The 26,784-nt window shown below is 40.2% G+C and carries 20 protein-coding genes, 2 rRNA genes and 1 pseudogene; 20 read left to right on the top strand and 3 right to left on the bottom strand.

Annotated features, from left to right (window positions below; translation table 11 throughout):
• The first annotated feature begins 74 nt into the window (after window positions 1-74).
• The 14 genes and pseudogenes from LBYS11_RS19610 to LBYS11_RS19545 all read left to right on the top strand — a co-directional run bounded on the left by LBYS11_RS19610 (window position 75) and on the right by LBYS11_RS19545 (window position 15,504).
• Window positions 75-1,088 (top strand): ABC transporter ATP-binding protein, encoded by a 1,014-nt coding sequence (locus LBYS11_RS19610; protein WP_103118833.1) that lies wholly within the window; start codon window positions 75-77, stop codon window positions 1,086-1,088.
• Window positions 1,063-2,042 (top strand): annotated as a pseudogene (locus tag LBYS11_RS24030) (ABC transporter ATP-binding protein). The gene LBYS11_RS19610 and the pseudogene LBYS11_RS24030 overlap by 26 nt, the downstream one beginning before the upstream one ends.
• A gap of 30 nt (window positions 2,043-2,072) precedes the next feature.
• Window positions 2,073-3,689, top strand: coding sequence for an ABC transporter substrate-binding protein (locus LBYS11_RS19600; protein WP_054549023.1), 1,617 nt, complete (start codon window positions 2,073-2,075; stop codon window positions 3,687-3,689).
• A gap of 225 nt (window positions 3,690-3,914) precedes the next feature.
• Window positions 3,915-4,919 carry an ABC transporter permease gene (locus LBYS11_RS19595; protein WP_048394767.1) on the top strand — a complete coding sequence of 335 codons (1,005 nt, stop codon included), beginning with the start codon at window positions 3,915-3,917 and terminating at the stop codon, window positions 4,917-4,919.
• Between the two features lie 12 nt (window positions 4,920-4,931).
• On the top strand, window positions 4,932-5,828 hold the full coding sequence (gene nikC / locus LBYS11_RS19590) for a nickel transporter permease (protein ID WP_054549024.1): 897 nt from the start codon (window positions 4,932-4,934) through the stop codon (window positions 5,826-5,828).
• 277 nt (window positions 5,829-6,105) lie between these two features.
• Entirely contained in the window at window positions 6,106-6,723 is a 618-nt protein-coding gene (locus tag LBYS11_RS19585) for a TerD family protein (RefSeq protein WP_048394762.1), read from the top strand.
• A 30-nt stretch (window positions 6,724-6,753) separates the two neighbouring features.
• Window positions 6,754-7,335, top strand: a complete 582-nt coding sequence (locus LBYS11_RS19580) for a TerD family protein (RefSeq protein ID WP_048394760.1) — start codon at window positions 6,754-6,756, stop codon at window positions 7,333-7,335.
• A gap of 34 nt (window positions 7,336-7,369) precedes the next feature.
• Window positions 7,370-7,945: a TerD family protein gene (locus LBYS11_RS19575; protein WP_103118832.1), complete on the top strand. Its 576-nt coding sequence runs from the start codon at window positions 7,370-7,372 to the stop codon at window positions 7,943-7,945.
• 321 nt (window positions 7,946-8,266) lie between these two features.
• Window positions 8,267-9,460 carry an HpcH/HpaI aldolase/citrate lyase family protein gene (locus LBYS11_RS19570; RefSeq protein ID WP_103118831.1) on the top strand — a complete coding sequence of 398 codons (1,194 nt, stop codon included), beginning with the start codon at window positions 8,267-8,269 and terminating at the stop codon, window positions 9,458-9,460.
• Window positions 9,441-10,799 (top strand): phosphoribosyltransferase family protein, encoded by a 1,359-nt coding sequence (locus LBYS11_RS19565; protein WP_048394756.1) that lies wholly within the window; start codon window positions 9,441-9,443, stop codon window positions 10,797-10,799. The genes LBYS11_RS19570 and LBYS11_RS19565 overlap by 20 nt, the downstream gene beginning before the upstream one ends.
• Window positions 10,796-11,896 (top strand): cysteine protease StiP family protein, encoded by a 1,101-nt coding sequence (locus LBYS11_RS19560; protein ID WP_048394755.1) that lies wholly within the window; start codon window positions 10,796-10,798, stop codon window positions 11,894-11,896. Before LBYS11_RS19565 ends, LBYS11_RS19560 begins: the two co-directional genes overlap by 4 nt.
• 11 nt (window positions 11,897-11,907) lie before the next feature.
• Window positions 11,908-12,720, top strand: coding sequence for an HAD family hydrolase (locus tag LBYS11_RS19555; RefSeq protein WP_054549028.1), 813 nt, complete (start codon window positions 11,908-11,910; stop codon window positions 12,718-12,720).
• 95 nt (window positions 12,721-12,815) lie between these two features.
• The gene (locus LBYS11_RS19550; protein WP_103118830.1) at window positions 12,816-14,447 is read left to right on the top strand and encodes a YceG family protein; all 1,632 of its coding nucleotides are present in this window, start codon (window positions 12,816-12,818) and stop codon (window positions 14,445-14,447) included.
• Between the two features lie 22 nt (window positions 14,448-14,469).
• On the top strand, window positions 14,470-15,504 hold the full coding sequence (locus tag LBYS11_RS19545; protein ID WP_103118829.1) for a toxic anion resistance protein: 1,035 nt from the start codon (window positions 14,470-14,472) through the stop codon (window positions 15,502-15,504).
• A gap of 126 nt (window positions 15,505-15,630) precedes the next feature.
• On the opposite strand, the gene LBYS11_RS19540 is transcribed toward LBYS11_RS19545, so the two are convergent.
• Window positions 15,631-16,719, bottom strand: a complete 1,089-nt coding sequence (locus LBYS11_RS19540) for an FUSC family protein (protein WP_048394747.1) — start codon at window positions 16,717-16,719, stop codon at window positions 15,631-15,633.
• Between the two features lie 135 nt (window positions 16,720-16,854).
• Window positions 16,855-18,141 carry a glutamate-1-semialdehyde 2,1-aminomutase gene (locus tag LBYS11_RS19535; RefSeq protein WP_103118828.1) on the bottom strand — a complete coding sequence of 429 codons (1,287 nt, stop codon included), beginning with the start codon at window positions 18,139-18,141 and terminating at the stop codon, window positions 16,855-16,857.
• 129 nt (window positions 18,142-18,270) lie between these two features.
• Here LBYS11_RS19535 and bcp point away from each other — a divergent pair, with 129 nt between their 5' ends.
• The 3 genes from bcp to perR all read left to right on the top strand — a co-directional run bounded on the left by bcp (window position 18,271) and on the right by perR (window position 20,253).
• Window positions 18,271-18,747, top strand: coding sequence for a thioredoxin-dependent thiol peroxidase (gene bcp, locus LBYS11_RS19530; protein WP_048394742.1), 477 nt, complete (start codon window positions 18,271-18,273; stop codon window positions 18,745-18,747).
• Window positions 18,744-19,688, top strand: a complete 945-nt coding sequence (locus tag LBYS11_RS19525) for a D-2-hydroxyacid dehydrogenase (protein ID WP_103118827.1) — start codon at window positions 18,744-18,746, stop codon at window positions 19,686-19,688. The genes bcp and LBYS11_RS19525 overlap by 4 nt, the downstream gene beginning before the upstream one ends.
• A 121-nt stretch (window positions 19,689-19,809) precedes the next feature.
• A complete protein-coding gene (perR, locus tag LBYS11_RS19520; protein WP_004230508.1) occupies window positions 19,810-20,253 on the top strand; it encodes a peroxide-responsive transcriptional repressor PerR in 444 nt (147 codons plus the stop codon).
• Between the two features lie 22 nt (window positions 20,254-20,275).
• Here the strand turns inward: perR and LBYS11_RS19515 are convergent, their stop codons facing one another.
• Complete coding sequence (locus LBYS11_RS19515; protein ID WP_048394737.1) at window positions 20,276-20,626, bottom strand: YgzB family protein; 351 nt, start codon at window positions 20,624-20,626, stop codon at window positions 20,276-20,278.
• 149 nt (window positions 20,627-20,775) lie between these two features.
• On the opposite strand from LBYS11_RS19515, the gene LBYS11_RS19510 reads away from it, so the two are divergent.
• The 3 genes from LBYS11_RS19510 to LBYS11_RS19500 all read left to right on the top strand — a co-directional run bounded on the left by LBYS11_RS19510 (window position 20,776) and on the right by LBYS11_RS19500 (window position 26,672).
• On the top strand, window positions 20,776-21,663 hold the full coding sequence (locus LBYS11_RS19510) for a nucleotidyltransferase-like protein (protein WP_016994017.1): 888 nt from the start codon (window positions 20,776-20,778) through the stop codon (window positions 21,661-21,663).
• Between the two features lie 347 nt (window positions 21,664-22,010).
• Window positions 22,011-23,562: ribosomal RNA gene (locus LBYS11_RS19505) — 16S ribosomal RNA — on the top strand.
• Between the two features lie 182 nt (window positions 23,563-23,744).
• Window positions 23,745-26,672: ribosomal RNA gene (locus LBYS11_RS19500) — 23S ribosomal RNA — on the top strand.
• Together the 16S and 23S rRNA genes form the textbook arrangement of a ribosomal RNA operon.
• Window positions 26,673-26,784 lie beyond the last annotated feature (112 nt).

Genomic DNA, 26,784 nt, shown 5'->3' with positions numbered 1-26,784 from the left:
TTAACGAAAGTTATAGTATTCTATTAATATTATTATACATTTAAGTAAAATATAGGTAGGGTGGGGCGTTACACATGAGGAAAAAACTACTAGAAATAAAAGGTTTGAAAACAACCTTTTTCACAGATAATGGGCAAATTCCTGCTGTAGACGATATCGATTTTTCTGTCCATGAAGGGGAAATTTTAGGGATTGTAGGAGAATCGGGAAGTGGTAAAAGTGTTACGTCGCTGTCCATCATGGGATTAATTCCATCACCACCAGGTAAGATAACGGGTGGAGAAATTTTGCTAGATGGCAAAAATATTGCTAAATGTACGGACAAACAAATGCAAAAAATACGTGGAAAAGACATTGCAATGATTTTCCAAGAGCCGATGACTTCGCTAAACCCCTTGTTCACGATTGGTGACCAGTTAAAGGAAGCTATATTAATCCATAATCCAAAATGGTCAAAAAAGGAAGCGTTTGCAAGAGCGGTTGAAATTATGAAATTGGTAGGTCTACCACGTGCTGAGGATTTGCTAAAGGACTACCCACATCAGCTGTCTGGCGGTATGCGTCAACGTGTGATGATTGCTATGGCACTTGTCTGTGACCCTCAAGTATTGATTGCGGATGAGCCTACAACTGCATTGGATGTTACAATACAAGCCCAAATTTTACAGCTTATGAAAGACTTAAATAAACGATTGAATACAGCTGTGTTGTTAATTACACATGATCTGGGGGTTGTCGCGGAAACCTGTGAGCGAGTGATTGTTATGTATGCAGGACAAATAGTGGAAGAGGCGCCGATTCATGAAATTTTCACTAATCCTAAACATCCCTATACACAAGGACTTATTCAATCAGTACCTGACATGCGTTATAAAAAGGAAAATTTATACTCCATTCCTGGAAGTGTACCGAAACCAGGAAGTATTCAGGTAGGCTGTCGTTTTGCAGCACGCTGTCAATATGCAATGGAACGTTGTTTACAGGAAACACCACCTTTATTTGAAGCAGCAGAGAATCATAAATCGAGATGTTTTTTACTAGAAAAGCAGGAGGTGGAGCAACGTGTCGAAAGCGTTATTAAAGGTTGAGGGGTTAAAAAAATATTTTCCAATTCGAAAAGGAGTCCTTAATTCACATGCCGGGGATGTAAAGGCTGTAGATGATGTTTCCTTTGAAGTATTTGAAGGAGAAACATTAGGAATTGTTGGCGAATCAGGCTGTGGTAAATCCACAACGGGTCGCTTATTAATGCGTTTACTAGAGCCCACTGGAGGTAAGATAGAATTCGCAGGTAAAATGATTTCAGAATTATCCAACAACGAAATGAGGAAGGCACGTAGAGATATTCAAATGATTTTCAGGATCCCTATGCCTCACTAAATCCTCGCCATAACATCGGCAAAATTTTAGAGGAGCCTCTTATTGTTCATGGGATAGGTAATGCCAAAGAGCGAAAACAAAAAGTGTTGGAGCTACTTGAGATTGTTGGATTGAATGAATATCATATCAAACGCTATCCGCATCAATTTAGTGGAGGGCAAAGGCAACGTATTGGCATTGCTAGAGCCCTGATGACCAATCCACGCTTAATTATTGCGGACGAGCCAGTATCTGCACTTGATGTATCCATCCAGGCACAGGTTTTGAATTTATTGCAAAAGCTGCAAAAGGATTTAAGGCTAACTTATATTTTTATTTCCCATGATTTAGGGGTTGTGCGTCATATTAGTAATCGAGTTGGCGTTATGTATTTAGGTAAATTAGTTGAGCTGACAGCGAGTGAGGATTTATATGCTGAACCGCTTCATCCATATACACAAGCACTTTTATCTTCGGTTCCTGTTCCAGATCCTACGTTTGAACGGGAACAGATCATCATTTCTGGAGATATTCCAAGTGCCTCAAACCCGCCAAGCGGTTGTACTTTCCATACGAGATGTCCGTTTAAAATGGATCAGTGCTCACAGGTAGTACCTAAAATGCAAGAAGTGAAACCAGGTCATTATGTTGCTTGCCATCTTTACGAGGCACTCCAACATTAAATGATATAAAAACTCATAGGGGGAAATTCGATGAAGAAAAAGAAGTTTTGGACTTTAGGTGTAATGCTACTCCTTATTCTCTCGACAATCTTAGCAGCATGTGGCGGCTCAGATACTAAGGATACGGGTAGTAAAGATACTTCAACTGGTGGCGATACAGCTAGCAGTGGAGAACCAAAAATTTTAGTGTATGGTCGTGGTGGAGATTCTGTAGCACTTGACCCTGCTGTTGTTACAGACGGTGAATCCTTCACGGTGACAGCTAATATTTATGAAACACTTGTAAACTTTGGAGAGCGAGATGTAACAATTCAACCAGGCTTAGCTAAATCATGGGAGGCATCAGAGGATGGTTTAACGTATACTTTCCAGCTACAAGAAGGTGTGAAATTCCATGATGGCACAGATTTCAATGCTGAGGCTGTTGTTAAAAATATTGAACGTTGGAAAACAGGTGCAGATAAACACCCTTACTTTAGCTCGCAATTTGTCGTTGGTGATAAGCAAGTAATTGAATCAGTAACTGCAGAGGGAGACTACACAGTTGTCTTTAAGTTAAGTCAACCTCAAGCACCATTCCTGAAAAATTTAGCAATGTCTCCATTTGCGATTGCTTCTCCAACAGCATTTGAAGCAGATGAAGAAAGTTTATCTGCAAATCCTGTAGGAACAGGTCCATTCAAATTTGTTAGCTGGGTACGTAATGATTCAATCACAATTGAGAAAAACCCGGATTACTATATTGATGGCTATCCTAAATTAGATAAAGTAATTTATCGTTCTATTCCAGAAAACTCAGCACGTTTAAATGATTTATTAGCAGGCAATATTGATGTAGCTGATGGCTTAAGCCCATCTGATAAAGCAACAATCGAAGGTGATGCTAATTTACAGTTAATCGAACGTCCATCTATGAACGTTGGTTACCTTGGTTTAACTGTTACACGTCCTCCTTTTGATAATGTAAAAGTGCGTCAAGCAGTCAACTATGCAATTGATAAACAAGCATTAGTAGATGCATTTTATGAAGGGCTAGCTGAGCCAGCGAAAAACCCAATGCCACCAGTAATTTCTGGTTATAACGATGAAGTGACAGGCTATACGTATGATCCAGAAAAAGCGAAAGCATTACTTGCTGAAGCAGGCTACGATGGCAAGGAAATTGAGCTATGGGCAATGCCAGTACCACGTCCATACATGCCAGACGGACAAAAAGTGGCTGAAGCGATTCAAAAGAACTTAGAAGACGTGGGTATTAAATCTAAAATTGTGTCATTTGAATGGGCTACGTATTTAGAAAAAGCTCAAAACGGTGAAGCGGATGCATTCCTACTTGGCTGGACAGGCGATAATGGGGATGCGGATAACTTCCTATACACGTTATTAGACGGCGATAATATTGGTTCTAATAACTATACGTTCTATGATAATCCAGAATTACACAAGATATTAACAGCTGCTCAAACTGAGATTGATGAAGACAAGCGTAATGAACTTTATAAGCAAGCTCAAGTAATTATTTCTGAGGATGCTCCATGGGTTCCACTTGCTCACTCTATTCCAATTTTAGCTGCTAACAAGAAAGTTACAAATTACATTGCGCATCCTACTGGTTCTGACCGTTTAGATGCAGTAGATATTCAATAGTAAATTTCATCATTTTTAATTGAACAAAGGAATGTGAAGAATCTGCTTGCTTTTCTGCGGGTAAGCCGTGGAAATCTCGCAGATTCTTTTCAAGTAAAGATAATGATTATTTCCTGTATGAAAGAATTCAACTAAACATTCAAAACCGTTTAGTGAAGGCTCAACCTTTCAACAGTATATAAAGACTTCACAGTAGATTATGAAAATCATAGAGAGGTGATGAAAATGCTTCACTATATGGGGAGACGTTTACTTCAACTAATCCCAGTTTTGCTTGGAATGACTTTTATCGTCTTTATGTTGATACGGGCAATTCCTGGAAATCCAGCACAAGTTATTTTAGGACAACAGGCAACAAAAGAGGCGGTCGAGGCGTTAAACGCAAGTTTAGGATTAGATAAGCCGTGGTATACACAATATTTTAGTTACTTAGCAGGTATTTTTCAGGGAGATTTAGGGGTTTCCCTACGTACGAAACTACCTGTATCAGAAGAAATTTTCCCATACTTAGCAGCAACAGCCGAACTTGCACTATTTGCGATGATCATTGCGATTGTTATTGGTGTGAATGCGGGCATTATTTCTGCGTGGTTCCAAAATTCTTGGTTTGATTATACAGCAATGATTATAGCGTTAATCGGTGTATCTGTACCCGTGTTCTGGCTTGGATTGATGGAGCAATGGACATTTAGTAGTAAGCTTGGATGGCTGCCTACATCTGGTCGAGAAGATGTGCGAAATCCAATTACCGCCATAACCCATTTCTATTTATTGGATACGCTCATTCAAGGCCGCTTTGATCAATTCATCGAAGTCATAAAGCGATTAATATTACCAGGAGTAGCACTTGCAACGATTCCGATGGCTATCATTGCCAGAATCACAAGGTCCTCCATGCTGGAAGTTATGCGTTCAGATTATGTAAGGACTGCAAGAGCAAAAGGACAAAAAATGTTTATTGTTGTTTATAAGCATGCATTAAAGAATGCAGTTATTCCTGTGTTAACGGTAATTGGTCTACAAACTGGATTACTGCTAGGTGGTGCCATTTTAACAGAGACGATTTTTAGTTGGCCAGGAATTGGTCGTTATATTTATGATGCGATTGGCTTCAGGGATTATCCCGTTATTCAATCAGGTATTCTCGTCGTTGCATTTATTTTCATCATGATTAACTTAATCGTGGATTTACTGTACACAGTAGTCGACCCACGGATTAAATACAAATAGAAGGGAGTTGCAATGATGACTGGAGCAATCGATATAAAAAAAGAAGTATCACCGGTTCGAGAAAAGGCAGTAGGTCCATGGCTCGAAGGGTGGCGTAGTTTTAAAAAGAGTAAAGTATCCCTTGTTGGAGCAGGAATTGTTATCTTTTTTATTATACTAGCTGTCATTGGTCCGTTCATTGCACCACAGGGCATCAATGAACAAGATTTAACGAAGCGTTTACTGGCACCATCCGCTGATCATTGGTTTGGAACGGATGATTTTGGACGGGATATTTTTTCGAGGATCATTCACGGTGCAAGGATTTCGCTATGGGTAGGCTTTTTCTCTGTTATTTTGTCCGTGATAATTGGTAGTTTACTTGGCATCATTGCAGGTTATTATGGAAAATGGATCGATACGATAATTTCACGTATTTTTGATATTATGCTAGCTTTCCCTAGTATGCTACTAGCGATTGCAGTAGTATCAGTGCTTGGTCCATCTTTACAAAATGCATTAATCGCCATTGCTATTATTAACGTACCGAATTTTGGGCGCTTAATCCGTTCTAAGGTTTTAAGTGTCAAGGAAGAGGAATATATAGTAGCGGCAAAAGCAATTGGTATGCGTGATGCACGAATTCTATTTTCCCATATTTTGCCGAATTCCATAACCCCAATAATTGTACAGGGGACACTAGCAATTGCGACAGCCATTATTGAAGCGGCAGCATTAGGTTTCCTTGGGCTAGGGGCTCAAGCTCCAGCACCAGAATGGGGAAAAATGTTAGCGGATGCACGGAAGTTCTTATTAAATGCTCCGTGGACGATGATTTTCCCTGGTTTAGCTATTATGTTAACAGTTTTAGGCTTTAATCTAATGGGTGATGGACTACGAGATGCACTTGATCCAAAAATGAAAAGTTAGTAAATAAGACAATAGCCTTCTACAAGTTAGAAGGTTTTTTTAGCTGCTTGGACCATTGGATATAAAAGGAACATTTTTACTACAAAAACGTTTTATAGTATAGAAAAAGACGTGAGGGGCTTTCAAAAATAAGAGAAAACACCTTTTCGGAGCCATTAATTGAATTTTTTGTCACGTTATTTTAGACTTAATTTAAGTAGAAATCTTTTAGCTTAGTAGATTATTGCTTACCATAAAATCTTTCGACTGAAATACATATTTTAGGAGGGTGTTAGAATTGGGGATTAATTTACAAAAAGGACAAAGAGTTGATTTAACAAAGGGTAACGCAGGATTAAATAAAATTAAAGTTGGTTTAGGGTGGGACCCTGTAGGCCAAGAGAAAAGTGGCGGCTTTTTAGGTGGTTTATTTTCTAGCAGAAATAGTGGCAGTGGCAGAAGTATCGACTGTGATGCTTCGGTATTAATGTTACAAGATGATAAGGTTGTAGCGGGTGACGATGTTGTTTATTTCGGAAAATTAACAAGTAGCTGCGGTTCTGTTCGACATTCAGGTGATAATTTAACAGGTGATGGTGATGGTGATGATGAGGTAATTACAATTGAACTATCGTCTGTACCTTCGCAATATAACAAGCTTGTGTTTGTTGTAAACATTTATGATGCGGCAGGTCGCAATCAACACTTTGGTATGATTCATAATGCATATATTCGTGTGTATGATGACAGGACAGGAAGCGAACTAATTCGCTATAATTTAACTGATAATTATTCGAATTTAACGACGTTAGTATGTGGAGAAATTTACCGTCATAATAACGAATGGAAATTTGCTGCGGTTGGTACGGGAACAAATGACATAAAGCTTGGCGACGTTGTTCGAAGATATCAATAAATAATTGACTAAATAGGAGGAATAAAAATTATGGGCATTTCACTACAAAAAGGTCAAAAGGTAGATTTAACTAAAACAAATCCAGGATTAACGAATGTGGTTGTAGGTTTAGGCTGGGATACAAATAAATATGATGGTGGTCATGATTTTGACTTAGACTCCTCTGTGTTTTTACTTGCTGATACAGGTAAAGTTGCAGATCAAAATGATTTTATTTTTTATAACAACACTACAGGTGGCAATGGTTCAGTTGAGCATTCAGGCGATAATTTAACAGGTGTAGGCGAAGGTGACGATGAAGTGGTGAAAGTGGCATTAACTCAAGTACCTGCTCATGTTCAGCGACTAGCCTTCACAGTAACCATTCATGATGCAGAGTCTCGCAGTCAAAACTTCGGTATGGTGTCTAATGCCTATATTCGTATTATGAATGCTGCTTCCAACGAAGAAATTATTCGCTATGATTTAGGCGAGGACTTCAGTATTGAAACAGCTATTGTTGTAGGGGAATTATATCGTCATAACGGAGAATGGAAATTTAATGCGATTGGTGCAGGCTATCAAGGTGGCTTAGCTGCTTTATGTAATGATTATGGCTTAAGTGTAAACTAAAATTTCATCTTTGGACAGAAAGGGAGATTTTTGAATGGCTATACAATTAAGTAAAGGGCAACGTATTGATTTAACAAAGCAAGATCCAGGCTTAAATAGCATTGGTATTGGTTTAGGCTGGGATGTAAAGCAATTTGATGGTGGACAAGACTTTGACCTGGATGCATCTGTATTTTTACTAGATGCTTCAGGTAAATGTCGTAATGAACAGGACTTTATTTTCTATAATAATCTAGCCAGCCCAGACCAGTCTGTTGTCCATACGGGAGATAATCGTACAGGTGCAGGGGATGGAGATGATGAAAAAATTCTTGTCAACTTAAAGCAAGTATCACCTCAAATTGAAAAAATTGTAGTGACGGTTACTATTTACGATGCCGAGGGACGTCATCAAAACTTCGGGCAAGTCTTAAATGCCTATGTACGATTGACGAACGAAGAGTCGGGATCAGAGGTATTGCGTTACGATTTAGGTGAAGATTTCAGTATTGAAACGGCTGTAGTATTTTGTGAGCTGTACCGACATAATGATGAGTGGAAATTTGCTGCAGTAGGTTCAGGTTACCAGGGTGGACTAGCTGCTTTAATCAATGCATATGGCCTACAGTAACTATGGGACATAGGTGCATGGTGGAGGATCTGATGTGGATGTATTAAATGAGATATTAAATACATATGCACAGTTTTTAAACTAGCAGATGTAACAGGGGCTTATCGTAATACACTGAAAATGTGTGTTAGTATATTGGGGCTACCATCCTTCGCATGAAATTTTCGTTATTATTTTAATAGCTGCATTCTTATTGACATTTGTTATTTACAAGTTGAAGAAGAAAACAGCAGTGTAAACAAGGCACTGTATTAGTCTGTATGGAACAGGCTGATACAGTGCTTTTTTCACAAAAGGCATAGTTACTGGGGAGAGGATTAGATGCAACATTTTGCAACAGAAGCAGAGATGATTTTTTATAAGAAGCCACAGCCGTTTACAAAATGGGAAACGGCGGATATTTTGTCATATGCCCTAGGTGCGACTTTGTATATGCCAGCTTCCATGCCTACGATTGTGAGCTTGATCCGATCACAAAAATATAAGGAACTTACATCACTTGTCATTGATTTGGAGGATGCAGTTGGAGATGCAGAGTTAGTAGATTGTGAAGCTAAGCTAATAGAGGATATTAGTGAATTATATGCACTCTATCAGCAAAAACAGCTATTACTTCAGGAGCTCCCTTTACTTTTTGTTCGAGTACGTCATGTTGAGCAATTTCAAAGGCTAACAACTGTTTTAGGGAAAAAGCAAGAAATATTAACTGGCTATGTCTTTCCAAAGTTTACAGCAGAACAGGGTGCCCGTTATTTCGAGTTGCTTGAACAAACCATTTTAGAAAATGATTTAATTTTATATGGTATGCCAATTTTAGAAAGTCGTGAGGTACTATATAAGGAATCTCGCATGGAAGCGTTATTAGACATTAAAGCGGTTCTACATCAATACAAAGCCCGTGTATTAAATGTACGAATTGGTGCTACCGATTTTTGTGGTATTTACGGAATTCGCAGGCGTATGGATTCTACCATTTATGATATTAGTGTCATACGAGATTGTATTGCAGATATTGTCAATATCTTAGGTCGTGAGGAAGATGGTTTTATTATTTCTGGGCCTGTGTGGGAGTATTTTAATAATCAGCGTGTATTAAAGCCCGCACTTAGAGTGACACCATTTAGTGAGAAAGGCGCGCTTGATACAAGGAAAGCGTTATTAGACGATTGTTTAGATGGATTAATGAAAGAAGTTTTAATGGATAAACAAAATGGCATAGTGGGAAAAACAATTATTCATCCGAGCCATATCCGTGTTGTGCATGCCCTTTATGCTATTTCGTATGAGGAATACTTAGATGCGCTAAGTATTATAGAAAATAATGATGGACAAAAAGGTGTTATGAAAAGTCACTATGCTAATAAAATGAATGAAATTAAGCCACATATGAGATGGGCACAACGGATTTTAAAACAGGCTCATGTCTATGGTGTTTATCATGAATCTGTCGATTTTGCCTCACTTTTATTACAGTCTGAAATAGGTGGTAGTGTATATGCAACAACAAATGAGTAAATTAAGCATTTTACCGAATTATTCAATTGATATTGAAATTACCTACAATCCCCATAATTTTGCGCTAACCGATTTGTTTAGAATGGCGGCTCGGATTAATAAGAAGAGACAATTTTTGTTTGTAAGCACGGTACTAGGCAAACATTTGGCTGTCCGTCCGCAAATCCCTTTACTGACAGGAACTCTTTTAGCAATGATGTATCAGCAGCATCTTACGGGACAAAAGGTAATGGCTTCGGCTGTCGTTAAAGCTTTAAAAGACGGAGCTAATTTGGATGAAGTACAAAAATCCATAGAAGGAACCCTAGAATTAACGGATGAAACATTGTTTATTGGCTTTGCTGAGACAGCAACAGCACTTGGACACGCAGTATTTAATGCCTTTCACTCGAATGCTATGTATATCCACACAACACGTGAAGTGTTGCCCGATTTTGAGCCATTTGTTACGTTTGAAGAAGAACATTCACATGCGACAAGCCATAGAATTTATACGGAGGAACCAGAATTTTTACTGCAAACTAAGCGCATTGTGTTAATTGATGATGAGATTACTACTGGAAATACGGTCATTAATATTATTGAGACTTTAATACAGAAATTTCCTTTAGTGAGACAATATGCGGTACTATCTATTTTAGATTGGCGTTCCCAACAGCAGCAAACAATCTTTAAGCAATTAGAAGTACAATGGGGTATCTCTATAGAATTCATCTCCATTATGTGTGGGAATTTTAGCTGTTCAGGCATTCCAAGCTTAACCAGTACACAACCAAACTTACTAACACAGGTTGCACGAGATATGGACATTTGTCCGATTCAAGTATCTGTTGATCGCAAATTCTATCGTTCTGTTGCGGAGAATGGGTTAATAAATAAGTACCCCTATTTACTAGCAACAGGGAGATTTATGCTCACGTCAAAACAGCATGTTGACCAAAAGCAAACGATACAAGCTATTGCTATGCAATTACAAGAGCTAAGAACAAATGGACCAGCACTTGTTATTGGCACGGGTGAGTTCATGTATGTTCCTATGCAAATTGCCTCTTTTTTAGGAAATGATGTTTATTTTCAGTCAACTACTCGTAGTCCAATCTATTGTACGGATGATTTAGGATATACGATTAACGATAAAATAGCCTTTGAAAGTCCAGAAAATAACGGGGTCACTAATTTTTTATATAATCTTCAAAGCCAGTCTTACACGGAACTTTTTTTCATAGTGGAACGTATAGCAAGTAAAGAGGTAGTTGCCCGTGTGGTAAAGGCATTACAAGAAGCCACTAAAGCCAAAGTATATGTAATTAGTATGCATGAATTGGAGGTAGAACGATGATATCGACTTTGCAGCCAGATAAAATGGGGAGTTATGCACCAGAGGACGTTATTTTTTTATTGCGTGATATTGGAAGTGCATTCCTTGAAATGGATAATGAGAAACGTGAACAACTCATTCAATCGGGTATACATTATTCGGAAATGCTGCCAGTGGAGAAGCAACCATCGGATACCTACATGAATCTTTTTTATAAAGCGCTAGATGTTCATGCAGAAAGAATAGCAATCGCCGTTGGAGTAGTGGCAGAACAAATCATTGAAAATAGAGGATTAGAAAATTTAATTCTTGTGAGTTTAGCTCGTGCAGGTACACCCATAGGTATTTTAATCAAACGGTATATAGCCATGCATTATCATGTGAATGTTCCACATTACTCCATTTCTATACTGCGAGGTCGTGGGTTTGATGAAACGGCAATTCGTTATATTTTGACACAGCATCCTCTAGGAAGTCTGCAATTTATTGATGGTTGGACAGGAAAAGGGGCAATTACCAATGAATTAATTCAATCCTGCCAAAAGTTTAATTTACAATATCAAGAACAGTTAAGTGGCGATTTAGCTGTTTTGGCTGATCCTGGCCATTGTGCAGCTATTTATGGAACTCGTGAGGATTTTTTAATACCATCTGCTTGTTTAAATTCCACTGTATCTGGATTAGTAAGTAGAACGGTATTAAATTTGCAGTTTATGGATGCAAACGATTTTCATGGTGCAAAATACTACAAAGAATTAGAGGCAATAGATGTCTCCAATCTGTACATAGAGCGTATCGTCACATGTTTTGAACAAGTACAGAGTAAAATTGTGCAACAAATTCAAGAGCAAGAAATCTCTCCAATTACTTGGGAGGGTATGAAGTCCGTGCAAACAATTCAACGAGATTTTGGTATTGATAATATTCATTTCATTAAGCCAGGTGTTGGGGAAACGACAAGAGTTTTGCTGAGAAGGATACCTTGGAAGATTTTAATTAATCCACAGTACATGCATGAATTGAAACATATTTTATTATTAGCGCAGGAAAAAAATGTATTGATTGAAGAGTATTCGAATATGTCCTATGCATGTTGTGGTTTGATCAAAGAATTATAGAGGAGAATATGATGATATTATTTACATCTGATTTAGATAGAACCCTTATTTATTCTAAACGCATGATGGAGATGTTTCCGCCAGCTACAGAGACAATCGTCGTTGAACACAAGGACGAAACAGCAATGAGTATGATGACACAGGCAACAGCACCCCTATTGCAACAGGTACACCAACATACTTTATTTGTACCTGTTACGACAAGAGCTTTACATCAATATAAAAGAATCCATTTTATTCATGATTTATGCCCTGCTTTTGCAATTACAAGCAATGGGGGTACAATAGTAGAAAAGGGTCAGCCATATGAAAAATGGACACAAACATTATCTAGACGTATTGAAGATTCCTCGATCCCTCGTATGGATATGCTAAAGCTTTTTCAGACAATTAAATCTGATACATGGCTACAACGATCTCTGTATATAGATGAGCTTTTTTATGTACATCATGTAGATATTGATATTTTACCATACGATGAATTACAAGCGATGATTCAAGAGTTTGATATGCATGGTTGGCATGTTCTGCTACAAGGAAAAAAATTGTATTTTATGCCCAAGGTGCTGACAAAGGAAGCGGCTATAGAATATATAAAAGAGTTCTGTACATACGATGTGCATATAGCAGCAGGTGATTCTATTATGGATTATGGCATGCTTGCAATGGCTGATTTAGGTTTTACACCAAATCATGGAGACTTAAAAGATAAACAGCCAAAATTTTTACAAAATACAACTTACTCGCCTCACAATGGTGAAGCATTTACAAAGAATTTATTGGAAACAGTTTTACAGATGGCATCACAACAAACGATCGTATAGATGTTCAAATATTTTTGTTGTCATTAGGTGAGACGTCCTATGACAAATGAATGCTTTAGCATAGGCTGAGGATGATTTTTAGGAGGTGCGTTTGTATGCAAACAATCACAATTAAATCAGTGTTGGAGCGTCATCCTGATGATTGGCTACAGGCGTTTCAAGATTCACCAAAGGATCGTGCATTTTATGAAACAACAGAGCAGCAAGTGAGCTTTAGTAGAATTGCTGTTCGTGTATTGGGCGTACCAATCGAAGAAGATGATTATTTCAATTCATTATTTACATTGTCACAGAACACTAACATCCATATTTTAAGTGAAGAATTAAATAAACATATTGAACCAAAAGACTTTCAGGCAATACAAACAATCCTTTCGCAGCATCAACAAACTCCACAAGGTCTATCTATTAATCGTTTAGTGGCAATGATGTATGGTTATCAATTAATTCCTAAGCATGATGACAGTGTAATGAATCGCCATTTACAGTTAGCAACCATTAAAGTAGTAGAGCTCTTTCAAAAACAGCAATCGTTAGGTTTGCTAGCAAATGACTTTCGCCGTTTTTTAATTGATATGGTGAAATGGCTAAAAAACCATTGGATTCTATGGACAAAATCCATGAAACCAACAGATGATTTTCCTAAAGTAGTTTGGTATGGGGAAGCAACTCTAAGTCAGCGCTATTTCTTATTGTTATTAATGGAGCTCGGTTGTGATGTGTTAATTTTTCATCCAGCTAAAATAGATGAATTTGCTGAGATTGATCCTAATGATACTTTCTCTATCACATCTGCGTATACCAATCAAACAACTTTACAGCCATTTCCTGATAAGTTGCGTGATCGGCAAGCAACGGTTGGATATCGATCTAGTCAGCATTTTGAGCAATTAATGCATGATCAGCAATCAGGTGTCTATAAGCCTTGGCAGTTTAAAGATTTTATGCCACGCTCCTTAACATTACGGATGACATATGATGATATTTTTATTTATGCAAAAGAGAAAGCTTTGGTTCGACCACAGTTTGAAGTAATTGGAGATGAGATTGTCATTCCAGTCATATTTGCCAAAATTAGTGGGGTTTCGAGCAGACGGGAAGAATACTGGTATTATATGCATCAGTTATTAGCAAATCCGCAAACTGTTTTTGTCCAAAAATTCCCCTATGCACCAACGAGTAGAGCCAATTTTCACTTTCACTATAAGCATTGCCTAGTAAATGGAGAACTATCAGTAGAGCGTATTATGCAAAGTGATTGGTGGCAATACGGTGAGTTAACATTGGAGCTACAGCGTGCGATTGCACACACGATAAAAACTTTCTGTGAGCAGCCCATGTTGAAACAGCAGCAAAATGAGACCTTATATGATTTACAGTTATTTTTATTTAAACAAATGTCGATGATTCCACAGGAGATCCTAAGATTACTACAAAGCTTTGACTATTCCCAAGAGGTACCGAAGCTGGTATTATACCAAGCACCTCAACAACCAGCTTTATCACGTGAAGATATAGCGTTATTGGCCTTTTTAAATCGATTTGGTGTGGATATTGTTTTTTATAATCCGACAGGACAACTAGATTTAGAAAAGCATTTGCAAGAGGATAGTTATGATGTACACCGTTTAGAGCATATGCTGTTTGACTTGCACTATGAAGAACCAAAGCCACAGAAAACTGCACCCGACAAAATCATAAAAAAACTCTTTAATCGTTTTTTCTGATGATAGGAAGGAGGCGGCACGAATGTCGAATAACTCGTTGACGCTGAAGCAGCTGACACTGGAAACAGCAGAAGCCTTCAAAGAACAGTTAAGGGATCATGCAGAGGTACGGCAAATTGCCAATCAAATCAATATAAAAAATCAGATAGAGCTATTAGCTTTAGGAAAAGAACCGTCTACAAAATTAGCTACTTTTGCAGATCGAATTTTAGCCATCATCACCCAGTCAACAACTTTCGAATCAAATGAATTATTTAAGCAGCTTGAAGCCCTTATGCAGACATTCGACAAACAAGATTTTACAGAGCAAAAAGGCTTTTTTAAAAAGCTGTTTGCACGTAAGACCAAAAATGATGGCGATTTATTTACGAAATATAATGGACTGGGGAGAGATATTGAGAAAATCCATTATCAATTTGTACTGATGGAAGAGGAATTAGCGAAGGATAACCGAGTACTTGCACGCTTATATCAAGAAGACCTCATGTACTATCTTGAGCTAGAAAAGTATATCGTAGCAACTGACATGAAGCTTCATGATGTCCAAACAACATTGATTCCGATGTATGAAAAACAGAGTGAAGCAGGTAATCAGCTGGCGAAAATGGAGCTAAATCGTTTGCAAGGTATTGCAGAGATGCTCCAGCAAAAAATAGATGACTTAGAAAAATCGCGTATGGTGGCTATTATCACAGCCCCTCAAATCGATATGCTACGTAATGGTAACAGTGAATTGATAGAACAAATTAATGGGGCTTTTGTTAAAACCATTCCTGTTTTTAAAATGGGTTTGATGAATGCAGTTAATGAAAGACGTCAACAATTACAAAGTCAATCAGCCTCTGCCTTTGAAGATCGTATGAGGCAATTTGGGGGAGCTAGCAAGGAAGCGGTGCAATTAAGTACTGCCATGGCTCAACAATCCAGCACTACCAAGACTCTTGAAGAAATGTGGGATACTATTGTATCAGGCATTGCCAATTATCAGCATTTACGTGCTGAACAAATGGTCAAACGCCAACAAGCAGAGCAACAATTGCTAACATTGCGTTCTTAGCTCCTTTCCTCTAAGTAGATTACTACTTGGAGGTTTTTTGTATAAAAAAAAGCCGACAGACTTAGCTTCATTCAATGGGTGATCAAAATCCCCCTGAATCAAGGTAATCTGTCGCCAAAATGTTAGCTATATGAATTCTTCTTCAAATTCTACATTGATTTCATGTCCATGATAGCTTTGGTAAGAAACAATAAGTGTATCAAGATGTTCTAAGTTTTCCTCATAATCTAAAATACGCGATAAAATATAGAGTAGGTGATAGCTAGAAAACTCCGTATCGCCTTCTTCACGAGCAAAGTTGATTTGCTTGATGAAAATTTCCATCAGCTCATTACGTTGGACATAGTCAATGCTTTTACTCCACTCCGAATGCTCAGGCTTAAGCTTCCCTGTATATTTTAAGAGCAATTGCTCATGGTACGTTAGCAAGGAATCAAGTCTCTCCTGAATCATTAAATGAAATTGGGTGGGGAGCTGAGCTAATTCATTTTCGTGATTATGCAAACGCTGTAGCAATTCCAAGCTTTTCTTGGAAGTTAAAATCATTTGACGATAGACTACTAGTTTGCGAGCTTTGACATATTTTTTATTTTTAAAGTAATTACGCTCTTCCTTATATAAATCATACAGCGTATCCACTCGTAGCATACGGTTTTTAAACTTACTTAATGCTGTTTTTGTGGATGTATGCTCAGAAGCTTGCCGTACAGCCAGTCGTGTCCAACGAATAATATCATCTTGTAAAATATAAATTTTGCGAAATAGTTTTACCTCGTATTTAGGTGGTAAGAACACAAGATTTACGACAAATGCTGCTAATACCCCAACTAATATCGTAACAAAGCGTATCAAACCAAATGTTAAAAAGTCATCCCCTTGAAATTCCATAATAGCTACAACTGATACCAACGCTAGCGAAAGTGATTTTTCGAGTCTAAACTTTAACATTAAACCGATAGCTATTATGACAGCTATACCAATGGCAACGACATGGTGTCCAAAAAGCAAGCCAAAAATGACGGCAATTGTCGCACCTATAATATTCGCTTGTACTTGCTCCACAATGGTTTGGTAAGAACGATAAATAGAAGGCTGAATAGCAAAAATAGCTGCAATTCCAGCAAAAACAGGTGAAGGTAGTTTCAACAACTCTGCAATAAATAATGCAAATACGATAGCTACACCAGTTTTAAATACACGGGCACCTAATTTCATAAAGATGTCCTTTCTGTCTAATATTTTTTAGCTTCTTTACATTATAGAAGGAAGTGCTCATAAAATACATAGATTTGCATGGATGAATAAGAAAAAGGCGACTTCTACTTGCAAGTCGCCTTTTTCTTGTCAAGATTATAATTGAGAAAACGCAATATCTACTGCTTCAATTGTTTCCTTAATATCTGCTTCTGTATGCTCAGTTGTTAAGAACCATGCTTCATATTTAGAAGGAGCTAGATTAATACCTTGCTCAAGCATGTGTTTAAAGAAGCGCCCAAATATTTCACCATCAGAGCTTTCAGCTTGCTCATAGTTTTCTACCTTCACATCTGTAAAGTAAATAGTAAGCGCTCCTTTAAGACGATTTAACGTGATGGTTACGCCATGTTTTTTAGCAGCAGCTAAAACACCTTCTTCTAAAATTGCGCCTAATCTATCCATTTCCTCGTATATACCTGGTGTTTGTAGAACTTCTAGGCAAGCAATACCAGCTTGCATAGATGCAGGATTTCCAGCCATCGTACCCGCTTGGTATGCTGGGCCGAGAGGTGCCACAGTATCCATAATCTCTTTACGTCCGCCATAAGCACCTATTGGTAAACCACCACCAATAACTTTACCAAGTGCAGTTAGATCAGGTGTTAGGCCAAGTAAATTTTGAGCGCCACCATAGTGGAAGCGGAAGGCCGTGATGACCTCATCATAAATCGTTAGGGCCCCTTTTTCCTTTGCTATAGCATGTACTAATTCAAGAAAGCCTGGCTTTGGTTCAACGATACCGAAGTTTCCTACTATTGGCTCGATTAAAATAGCTGCAATCTCCTCGCCCCATTTATCCATGGCTTCTGTAAAGGCTTCAGGGTTATTAAAAGGTACAGTAATAACTTCTTCAGCAGTTGAAGTTGTCACGCCCGCTGAATCTGGTGTTCCTAATGTTGCTGGACCTGATCCGGCAGCCACTAATACTAAATCAAAGTGCCCGTGGTAGCAACCAGCAAATTTCATGATTTTTGTACGTCCTGTATAGGCACGTGCCACACGAATCGTTGTCATAACAGCTTCTGTACCAGAGTTGTTAAAACGTACTTTATCCATCGACGGAATGGCTTCCTTTAACATTTTTGCGAAAGTAACTTCATACTCAGTCGGCGTCCCAAACAATGTACCATTTTCAGCTGCGTGCGTAATGGCCTTTGCAATATGAGGATGACCATGACCAGTAACGATTGGACCATATGCTGCTAGATAGTCGATATAACGATTGCCATCTACATCCCAAAAATAAGCGCCTTTTCCTCGCGCCATGGCTACAGGAGAACCGCCACCTACTGCTTTATATGAACGAGAAGGGCTGTTTACACCACCAACAATATGCTGTAATGCCTCTTCATGTATTGCTTCAGATTTTGCATGATTCATAGAATTGCCTCCTAACTTTTTATACGTAATCTATTGTAGACCTATCGGTGTAAGAAATCCAAAGAAATTAAGGGATATGACTTGATTTGTTACTTAGAGTAAAATAGGACCTACAGAGGAGGAGATTGTATGACATTACTAGAAGGACAAAAGGCGCCGGATTTTTCTCTATTGAACGAAAAGGGCGAGATGGTGCATTTAGCTGATTTTAAAGGAAAAAATGTTATTTTATACTTTTACCCAAAGGATATGACACCAGGCTGCACGACGGAGGCATGTGATTTTCGCGATAAGTTTGAGGACTTCAGTCATTTAAATGCTGTTGTTCTGGGTGTTAGCCCAGATAACGCAAGCAAGCATACAAAATTTATTGATAAGCATGGTTTGCCATTTTCATTATTAGTGGATGAGGACCATGCTATTGCTGAAGCTTATGATGTATGGGTTTTAAAGAAAATGTATGGACGTGAATATATGGGCATAGAGCGTTCAACGTTTTTAATTGATGCTGAGGGGAAGCTTGTAAAAGCTTGGCGCAAAGTTCGAGTGAAAAATCATATTGAAGAAGTATATGCTTATTTAGCAGAACAGGAGGCAAAACAATGAGAATCTATTTTACATTTGAACCTAGACCAGATTTACGAGAACCATTAGTAGCAGAATTTCCACAGCTTGAATTTATCTTTGAAAAGAGCATATCAAATGAAGAGCTTCAACAAGCGGATGTATTAGTTACATATGGTGAAGATTTAACAGAAGAGAGTATTCAATCTGCGACAAAGCTAAAATGGATTTTTGTTGCATCGGCAGGTATAGAAAAAATGCCAGCTCAGGCTATTATTGAACGCAGGATTCTAGTTTCAAATGTTCGTGGCATTCATAAAACGCCCATGGCTGAATCGATTCTTGCTCATATTTTAGCCATTAAACGAGCTTTGCCTTGGATGTATGAGCAGCAAAAGAAAAATGAATGGTCGAAAAAAACGCAACAAACGGAATTACGAGATAGTACGGCACTTATTTTGGGGCCAGGTGCCATTGGTTCGGAAGTTGGGCGTTTATTGCAAGCTTTTGGTGTTACAACAATTGGCTGTAATCGCTCTGGTAAAGAAGCGGCCTATATGAATACGATGATTAGTTTTACCAATTTGAAAGAAGCACTACCTCTTGCAGATATCGTTATTTCTGTATTACCAAAAACAACAGAAACGACCAATTTATTAAAAGAAGAGCATTTTGTTGCGATGAAAAACAATGCGATCTTCATGAATTTTGGTCGAGGTAATTTAGTTGATGAAAACGTACTCATTCAAGCGATTGAAAGAAAGCAAATAGGACACGCAGTTTTAGATGTATTTGAAGAGGAGCCTCTGACATCCGACAATCCATTATGGACATTACCAAATGTTATATTATCACCTCATGTATCCAGTCATTCTTCTCGTTATGTTGAGCGTAGCTTAGAAATTTTCAAGCCAAGCCTAACAAAATGGCTAAAGGGTGACACGGATTTAGAAAATGTTATGGATTTATCAAGAGGATATTAAGGAAAAAACCATTGATTTATTGAGGATAAGCAATGTGTGATTGTTGACGAAGTAGTACGAATTGGATACACTATTTATAACAATTATAAATTAATAATACTTATGGAAGAGGTGCATGACGATGTCTGCAACGCATTTACAAGATGCACTGGACACGTTGAAAACAACTGGTGTACGTATTACTCCTCAGCGTCATGCTATTTTGGAATATCTAATTCAATCAATGGCACATCCTACTGCCGATGAAATTTATAAAGCTCTTGAGGGTAAGTTCCCTAATATGAGTGTAGCGACTGTTTATAACAACCTGCGTGTATTTCGTGAAGTAGGTCTTGTGAAAGAGCTAACTTACGGGGATGCTTCAAGTCGCTTTGATTTCGTGACAAACGATCATTACCATATGATTTGTGAATGCTGTGGTAAGATCGTCGATTTCCATTATCCTGGACTCGACGAAATAGAGCATTTTGCATCACAGGTAACAGGCTTTGATGTGCATTCGCATCGCTTAGAGATATACGGCACTTGTCCATCATGTAAAGTTGCTACTGCTAAAGTACAATAAAAATCCTAGCTCTTAAAAAGGGCTAGGATTTTTTTGTTTTATTATAGGATTGATCGAACTCTTTACCTTCTAGAGTAGGATCAAGTGTTAATGGCTCATTGCAGTACATGCACATATCTACTCGGCCTAAAACCTTTGTATGTTTATGGCAATTAGGACACTCTACTTGAATAGCTCTTGTTGACAGTAATCCGATCCACGCATATACAACTGTGCTACCGATAATACAAAGAACACCTAGTGACATGAAAATTAAAACTAATATCGGGCTGTTTTTAAAGAAAATGCCTCCGTACATGACAATAAAACCAAAAAAGATTAGTGCTAATGCGAATGAACGAATTTTATTAATTTTACTTTTATAAGGTTTCATATTTCATCTTGCCTCCCAATCTAAAATCTACTATAACATATAAGGGCAAAGTATTTTAGCTTTGAACTGAATGAAAGAAGGAATACTTTTAGAGTATGTCGAATTTTTAACGGAACAAAACAACCTATATGAATAAAGGAGGGCTGAACATGGAGCAAGTACTGCGTCCGATATATCAAGAACGTGCGAGTCAGTCGAATACATTAGGCGTAATTTTAGTGGAAAAGCGTGAAGAACAAAGTAACGTTACAGATACATTTGATACGGTTTTACTCATTATCGTAAAAGAAGCAGAGCAACCAGTCTTTTCAAAACATTACTTATATGAAGGAAATAAAATCGCTCTACATACTGTTACGGAGAAATTAATTCGAAAATGGTTACTCATCGGTTCAAATAGAAAGGTTGTTGATTGGATATTCTTCGGTAGAGTATTATTTGATCGGAATGAATTTCTGCATAAACTAAAAATAGAATTGCAGGAATTTCCGTATAGTGGTCGTAAAATTAAAACAGGTATTCAATTTTCAAAGTTAATTCGTCGCTATTTGGAGGGGAAAGAATACTTTGATAAAGGAAGTTACTTAGATGCTTATAATCACGTTGTGGATTCCCTACATCATCTAGGCCGCCTATCTATTATCGATAGTGGCCTGTATCCTGAAGTAACTGTTTGGGCACAGGTGAAAAAAATCGAGCCAGCCATCTATAAGCTGTATGAAGAGCTAGTGACAAGTAATGAGCCAATAGAAAAGCGCTTAGAATTGTTGTTTTTAGCAAGTGAGTTTTTAATCCACTCTCGTACACGAGATGGAGCACAGCATATATTAGAAGTCATGCAAACAAAAGAAATGTGGACTATTCAGGAATTACATGATCATCATGAACTTGTTAACTACTCAGTGGATTTAGAAGTGTTTGTTGAGTATCTAGTGGATAAAGGCTATATTCAAATTGAACCCATTGCAGCGAAAAATGATAGGATATTTCACCGTCATTACAAGGTAAATAAAGATGCTCTAGAAATGGGACAATGACTGTAGTATGCTTGTAATCGAGGTATCTAAAAAATACCTCGATATTTTTTTAGAAAAGTAGTTGACGAATAATATCTTAGTATTGTATTATATTAATTGTCGCTAAGACATAAACGAATAACTCAGAAAAACACAAAAAACTTTTTTAAAAAGTTGTTGACATGTTTTGAGTGAGATGTTAATATAAAGAAGTCGCTGAAAAACGACTTAAATAATGAACCTTGAAAACTGAACAAGCAAAACGTAATCAATAAAGTTTTAAGTAGCTAGTTTTGCTAGTGAACAAAACAAAAAATTTGGACATCAAACATGATGCCAGCAAAACAATTTGAGCTAATCAAATTTCTTTTATGGAGAGTTTGATCCTGGCTCAGGACGAACGCTGGCGGCGTGCCTAATACATGCAAGTCGAGCGAACAGAAAAGGAGCTTGCTCCTTTGACGTTAGCGGCGGACGGGTGAGTAACACGTGGGCAACCTACCCTATAGTTTGGGATAACTCCGGGAAACCGGGGCTAATACCGAATAATCTCTTTTGCTTCATGGTGAAAGACTGAAAGACGGTTTCGGCTGTCGCTATAGGATGGGCCCGCGGCGCATTAGCTAGTTGGTGAGGTAACGGCTCACCAAGGCGACGATGCGTAGCCGACCTGAGAGGGTGATCGGCCACACTGGGACTGAGACACGGCCCAGACTCCTACGGGAGGCAGCAGTAGGGAATCTTCCACAATGGGCGAAAGCCTGATGGAGCAACGCCGCGTGAGTGAAGAAGGTTTTCGGATCGTAAAACTCTGTTGTAAGGGAAGAACAAGTACAGTAGTAACTGGCTGTACCTTGACGGTACCTTATTAGAAAGCCACGGCTAACTACGTGCCAGCAGCCGCGGTAATACGTAGGTGGCAAGCGTTGTCCGGAATTATTGGGCGTAAAGCGCGCGCAGGCGGTCCTTTAAGTCTGATGTGAAAGCCCACGGCTCAACCGTGGAGGGTCATTGGAAACTGGGGGACTTGAGTGCAGAAGAGGAAAGTGGAATTCCAAGTGTAGCGGTGAAATGCGTAGAGATTTGGAGGAACACCAGTGGCGAAGGCGACTTTCTGGTCTGTAACTGACGCTGAGGCGCGAAAGCGTGGGGAGCAAACAGGATTAGATACCCTGGTAGTCCACGCCGTAAACGATGAGTGCTAAGTGTTAGGGGGTTTCCGCCCCTTAGTGCTGCAGCTAACGCATTAAGCACTCCGCCTGGGGAGTACGGTCGCAAGACTGAAACTCAAAGGAATTGACGGGGGCCCGCACAAGCGGTGGAGCATGTGGTTTAATTCGAAGCAACGCGAAGAACCTTACCAGGTCTTGACATCCCGTTGACCACTGTAGAGATATAGTTTCCCCTTCGGGGGCAACGGTGACAGGTGGTGCATGGTTGTCGTCAGCTCGTGTCGTGAGATGTTGGGTTAAGTCCCGCAACGAGCGCAACCCTTGATCTTAGTTGCCATCATTTAGTTGGGCACTCTAAGGTGACTGCCGGTGACAAACCGGAGGAAGGTGGGGATGACGTCAAATCATCATGCCCCTTATGACCTGGGCTACACACGTGCTACAATGGACGATACAAACGGTTGCCAACTCGCGAGAGGGAGCTAATCCGATAAAGTCGTTCTCAGTTCGGATTGTAGGCTGCAACTCGCCTACATGAAGCCGGAATCGCTAGTAATCGCGGATCAGCATGCCGCGGTGAATACGTTCCCGGGCCTTGTACACACCGCCCGTCACACCACGAGAGTTTGTAACACCCGAAGTCGGTGAGGTAACCTTTTGGAGCCAGCCGCCGAAGGTGGGATAGATGATTGGGGTGAAGTCGTAACAAGGTAGCCGTATCGGAAGGTGCGGCTGGATCACCTCCTTTCTAAGGATTATTTCGGAATACAAACCTTGGGTTTGTAAGATTACGTTTTGCGTTCAGTTTTGAAGGTTCATTCTATCTGAATGAAACACTTCAAAACTTGTTCTTTGAAAACTGGATAAAACGACATTGAAATTGTAACAAACACATTTATTTTTTAAGTTTTTTTATAGGCTTAATAACTTGGTTAAGTTATTAAGGGCGCACGGCGAATGCCTTGGCACTAGGAGCCGAAGAAGGACGGCACTAACACCGATATGCTTCGGGGAGCTGTAAGTGAGCTTTGATCCGGAGATTTCCGAATGGGGGAACCCACTACGTTTAATCGCGTAGTATCTTGACGTGAATACATAGCGTCTTGAAGGCAGACCCAGGGAACTGAAACATCTAAGTACCTGGAGGAAGAGAAAGAAAAATCGATTCCCTGAGTAGCGGCGAGCGAAACGGGAAGAGCCCAAACCAAGAGGCTTGCCTCTTGGGGTTGTAGGACACTCTATACGGAGTTACAAAAGAGCGAGTTAGATGAAGCGACTTGGAAAGGTCCGCCAGAGCAGGTAAAAGCCCTGTAGTCGAAAGTTCGTTCTCTCCTGAGTGGATCCTGAGTACGGCGGAACACGTGAAATTCCGTCGGAATCCGGGAGGACCATCTCCCAAGGCTAAATACTACCTAGTGACCGATAGTGAACCAGTACCGTGAGGGAAAGGTGAAAAGCACCCCGGAAGGGGAGTGAAAGAGATCCTGAAACCGTGTGCCTACAAGTAGTTAGAGCCCGTTAATGGGTGATAGCGTGCCTTTTGTAGAATGAACCGGCGAGTTACGATTACGTGCGAGGTTAAGCTTTAGAAGGCGGAGCCGCAGCGAAAGCGAGTCTGAATAGGGCGAAATAGTACGTGGTCGTAGACCCGAAACCAGGTGATCTACCCATGTCCAGGGTGAAGGTGAGGTAACACTTACTGGAGGCCCGAACCCACGCACGTTGAAAAGTGCGGGGATGAGGTGTGGGTAGCGGAGAAATTCCAATCGAACTTGGAGATAGCTGGTTCTCTCCGAAATAGCTTTAGGGCTAGCCTCGTGATGAGAATACTGGAGGTAGAGCACTGTTTGGACTAGGGGGCCATCCCGGTTTACCGAATTCAGACAAACTCCGAATGCCAGATATTTATACACGGGAGTCAGACTGCGAGTGATAAGATCCGTAGTCAAAAGGGAAACAGCCCAGACCACCAGCTAAGGTCCCAAAGTAATCGTTAAGTGGAAAAGGATGTGGCGTTGCACAGACAACCAGGATGTTGGCTTAGAAGCAGCCATCATTTAAAGAGTGCGTAATAGCTCACTGGTCGAGTGACGCTGCGCCGAAAATGTATCGGGGCTAAACGATTCACCGAAGCTGTGGATTGACATCTACGATGTCAGTGGTAGGAGAGCGTTCTAAGTGCGTTGAAGTCAGATCGGAAGGACTGGTGGAGCGCTTAGAAGTGAGAATGCCGGTATGAGTAGCGAAAGACGGGTGAGAATCCCGTCCACCGTATGACTAAGGTTTCCTGAGGAAGGCTCGTCCGCTCAGGGTTAGTCGGGACCTAAGCCGAGGCCGATAGGCGTAGGCGATGGACAACAGGTTGATATTCCTGTACCACCTCCTCACCGTTTGAGAAATGGGGGGACGCAGTAGGATAGGGTAAGCGCGCCGTTGGTTGTGCGCGTCCAAGCAGTAAGGCGTGTGTGTAGGCAAATCCGCACACTGTAACGTTGAGCTGTGATGGCGAGTCCGTATGGACGAAGTTCCTGATTTCACACTGCCAAGAAAAGCCTCTATCGAGGTGAGAGGTGCCCGTACCGCAAACCGACACAGGTAGTCGAGGAGAGAATCCTAAGGTGTGCGAGAGAACTCTCGTTAAGGAACTCGGCAAAATGACCCCGTAACTTCGGGAGAAGGGGTGCTCTTGAGCGTGCAAGCGCATGAGAGCCGCAGTGAATAGGCCCAGGCGACTGTTTAGCAAAAACACAGGTCTCTGCAAAACCGTAAGGTGACGTATAGGGGCTGACGCCTGCCCGGTGCTGGAAGGTTAAGAGGAGTGGTTAGCGCAAGCGAAGCTGCGAATTGAAGCCCCAGTAAACGGCGGCCGTAACTATAACGGTCCTAAGGTAGCGAAATTCCTTGTCGGGTAAGTTCCGACCCGCACGAAAGGCGTAACGATCTGGGCACTGTCTCAACGAGAGACTCGGTGAAATTATAGTACCTGTGAAGATGCAGGTTACCCGCGACAGGACGGAAAGACCCCGTGGAGCTTTACTGTAGCCTGATATTGAATTTTGGTACAACTTGTACAGGATAGGTAGGAGCCAGAGATCTCGGAGCGCCAGCTTCGAAGGAGGCGTCGGTGGGATACTACCCTGGTTGTATTGAAATTCTAACCCATGCCCCTTAGCGGGGCAGGAGACAGTGTCAGGCGGACAGTTTGACTGGGGCGGTCGCCTCCTAAAAGGTAACGGAGGCGCCCAAAGGTTCCCTCAGAATGGTTGGAAATCATTCGTAGAGTGTAAAGGCACAAGGGAGCTTGACTGCGAGACCTACAAGTCGAGCAGGGTCGAAAGACGGGCTTAGTGATCCGGTGGTTCCGCATGGAAGGGCCATCGCTCAACGGATAAAAGCTACCCCGGGGATAACAGGCTTATCTCCCCCAAGAGTCCACATCGACGGGGAGGTTTGGCACCTCGATGTCGGCTCATCGCATCCTGGGGCTGTAGTCGGTCCCAAGGGTTGGGCTGTTCGCCCATTAAAGCGGTACGCGAGCTGGGTTCAGAACGTCGTGAGACAGTTCGGTCCCTATCCGTCGTGGGCGTAGGAAATTTGAGAGGAGCTGTCCTTAGTACGAGAGGACCGGGATGGACACACCGCTGGTGTACCAGTTGTCTTGCCAAAGGCATCGCTGGGTAGCTATGTGTGGACGGGATAAGTGCTGAAAGCATCTAAGCATGAAGCCCCCCTCAAGATGAGATTTCCCATTACGCAAGTAAGTAAGATCCCTCAAAGACGATGAGGTAGATAGGTTCGAGGTGGAAGTGTGGTGACACATGGAGCTGACGAATACTAATCGATCGAGGACTTAACCAAAAAAGTTTGAAACTTTCAATGCACCGTTTATCCAGTTTTGAAAGAATAAAATATTAGAATATACTTGTAATTTTTATAAGATATGTTATAATAAGTATTGTCTTTCAAATAG

This window comes from Lysinibacillus sp. YS11 (assembly GCF_002896375.1).
Classification (GTDB): domain Bacteria; phylum Bacillota; class Bacilli; order Bacillales_A; family Planococcaceae; genus Lysinibacillus; species Lysinibacillus capsici.
This window is presented reverse-complemented; position numbering and strand designations above follow the sequence as displayed.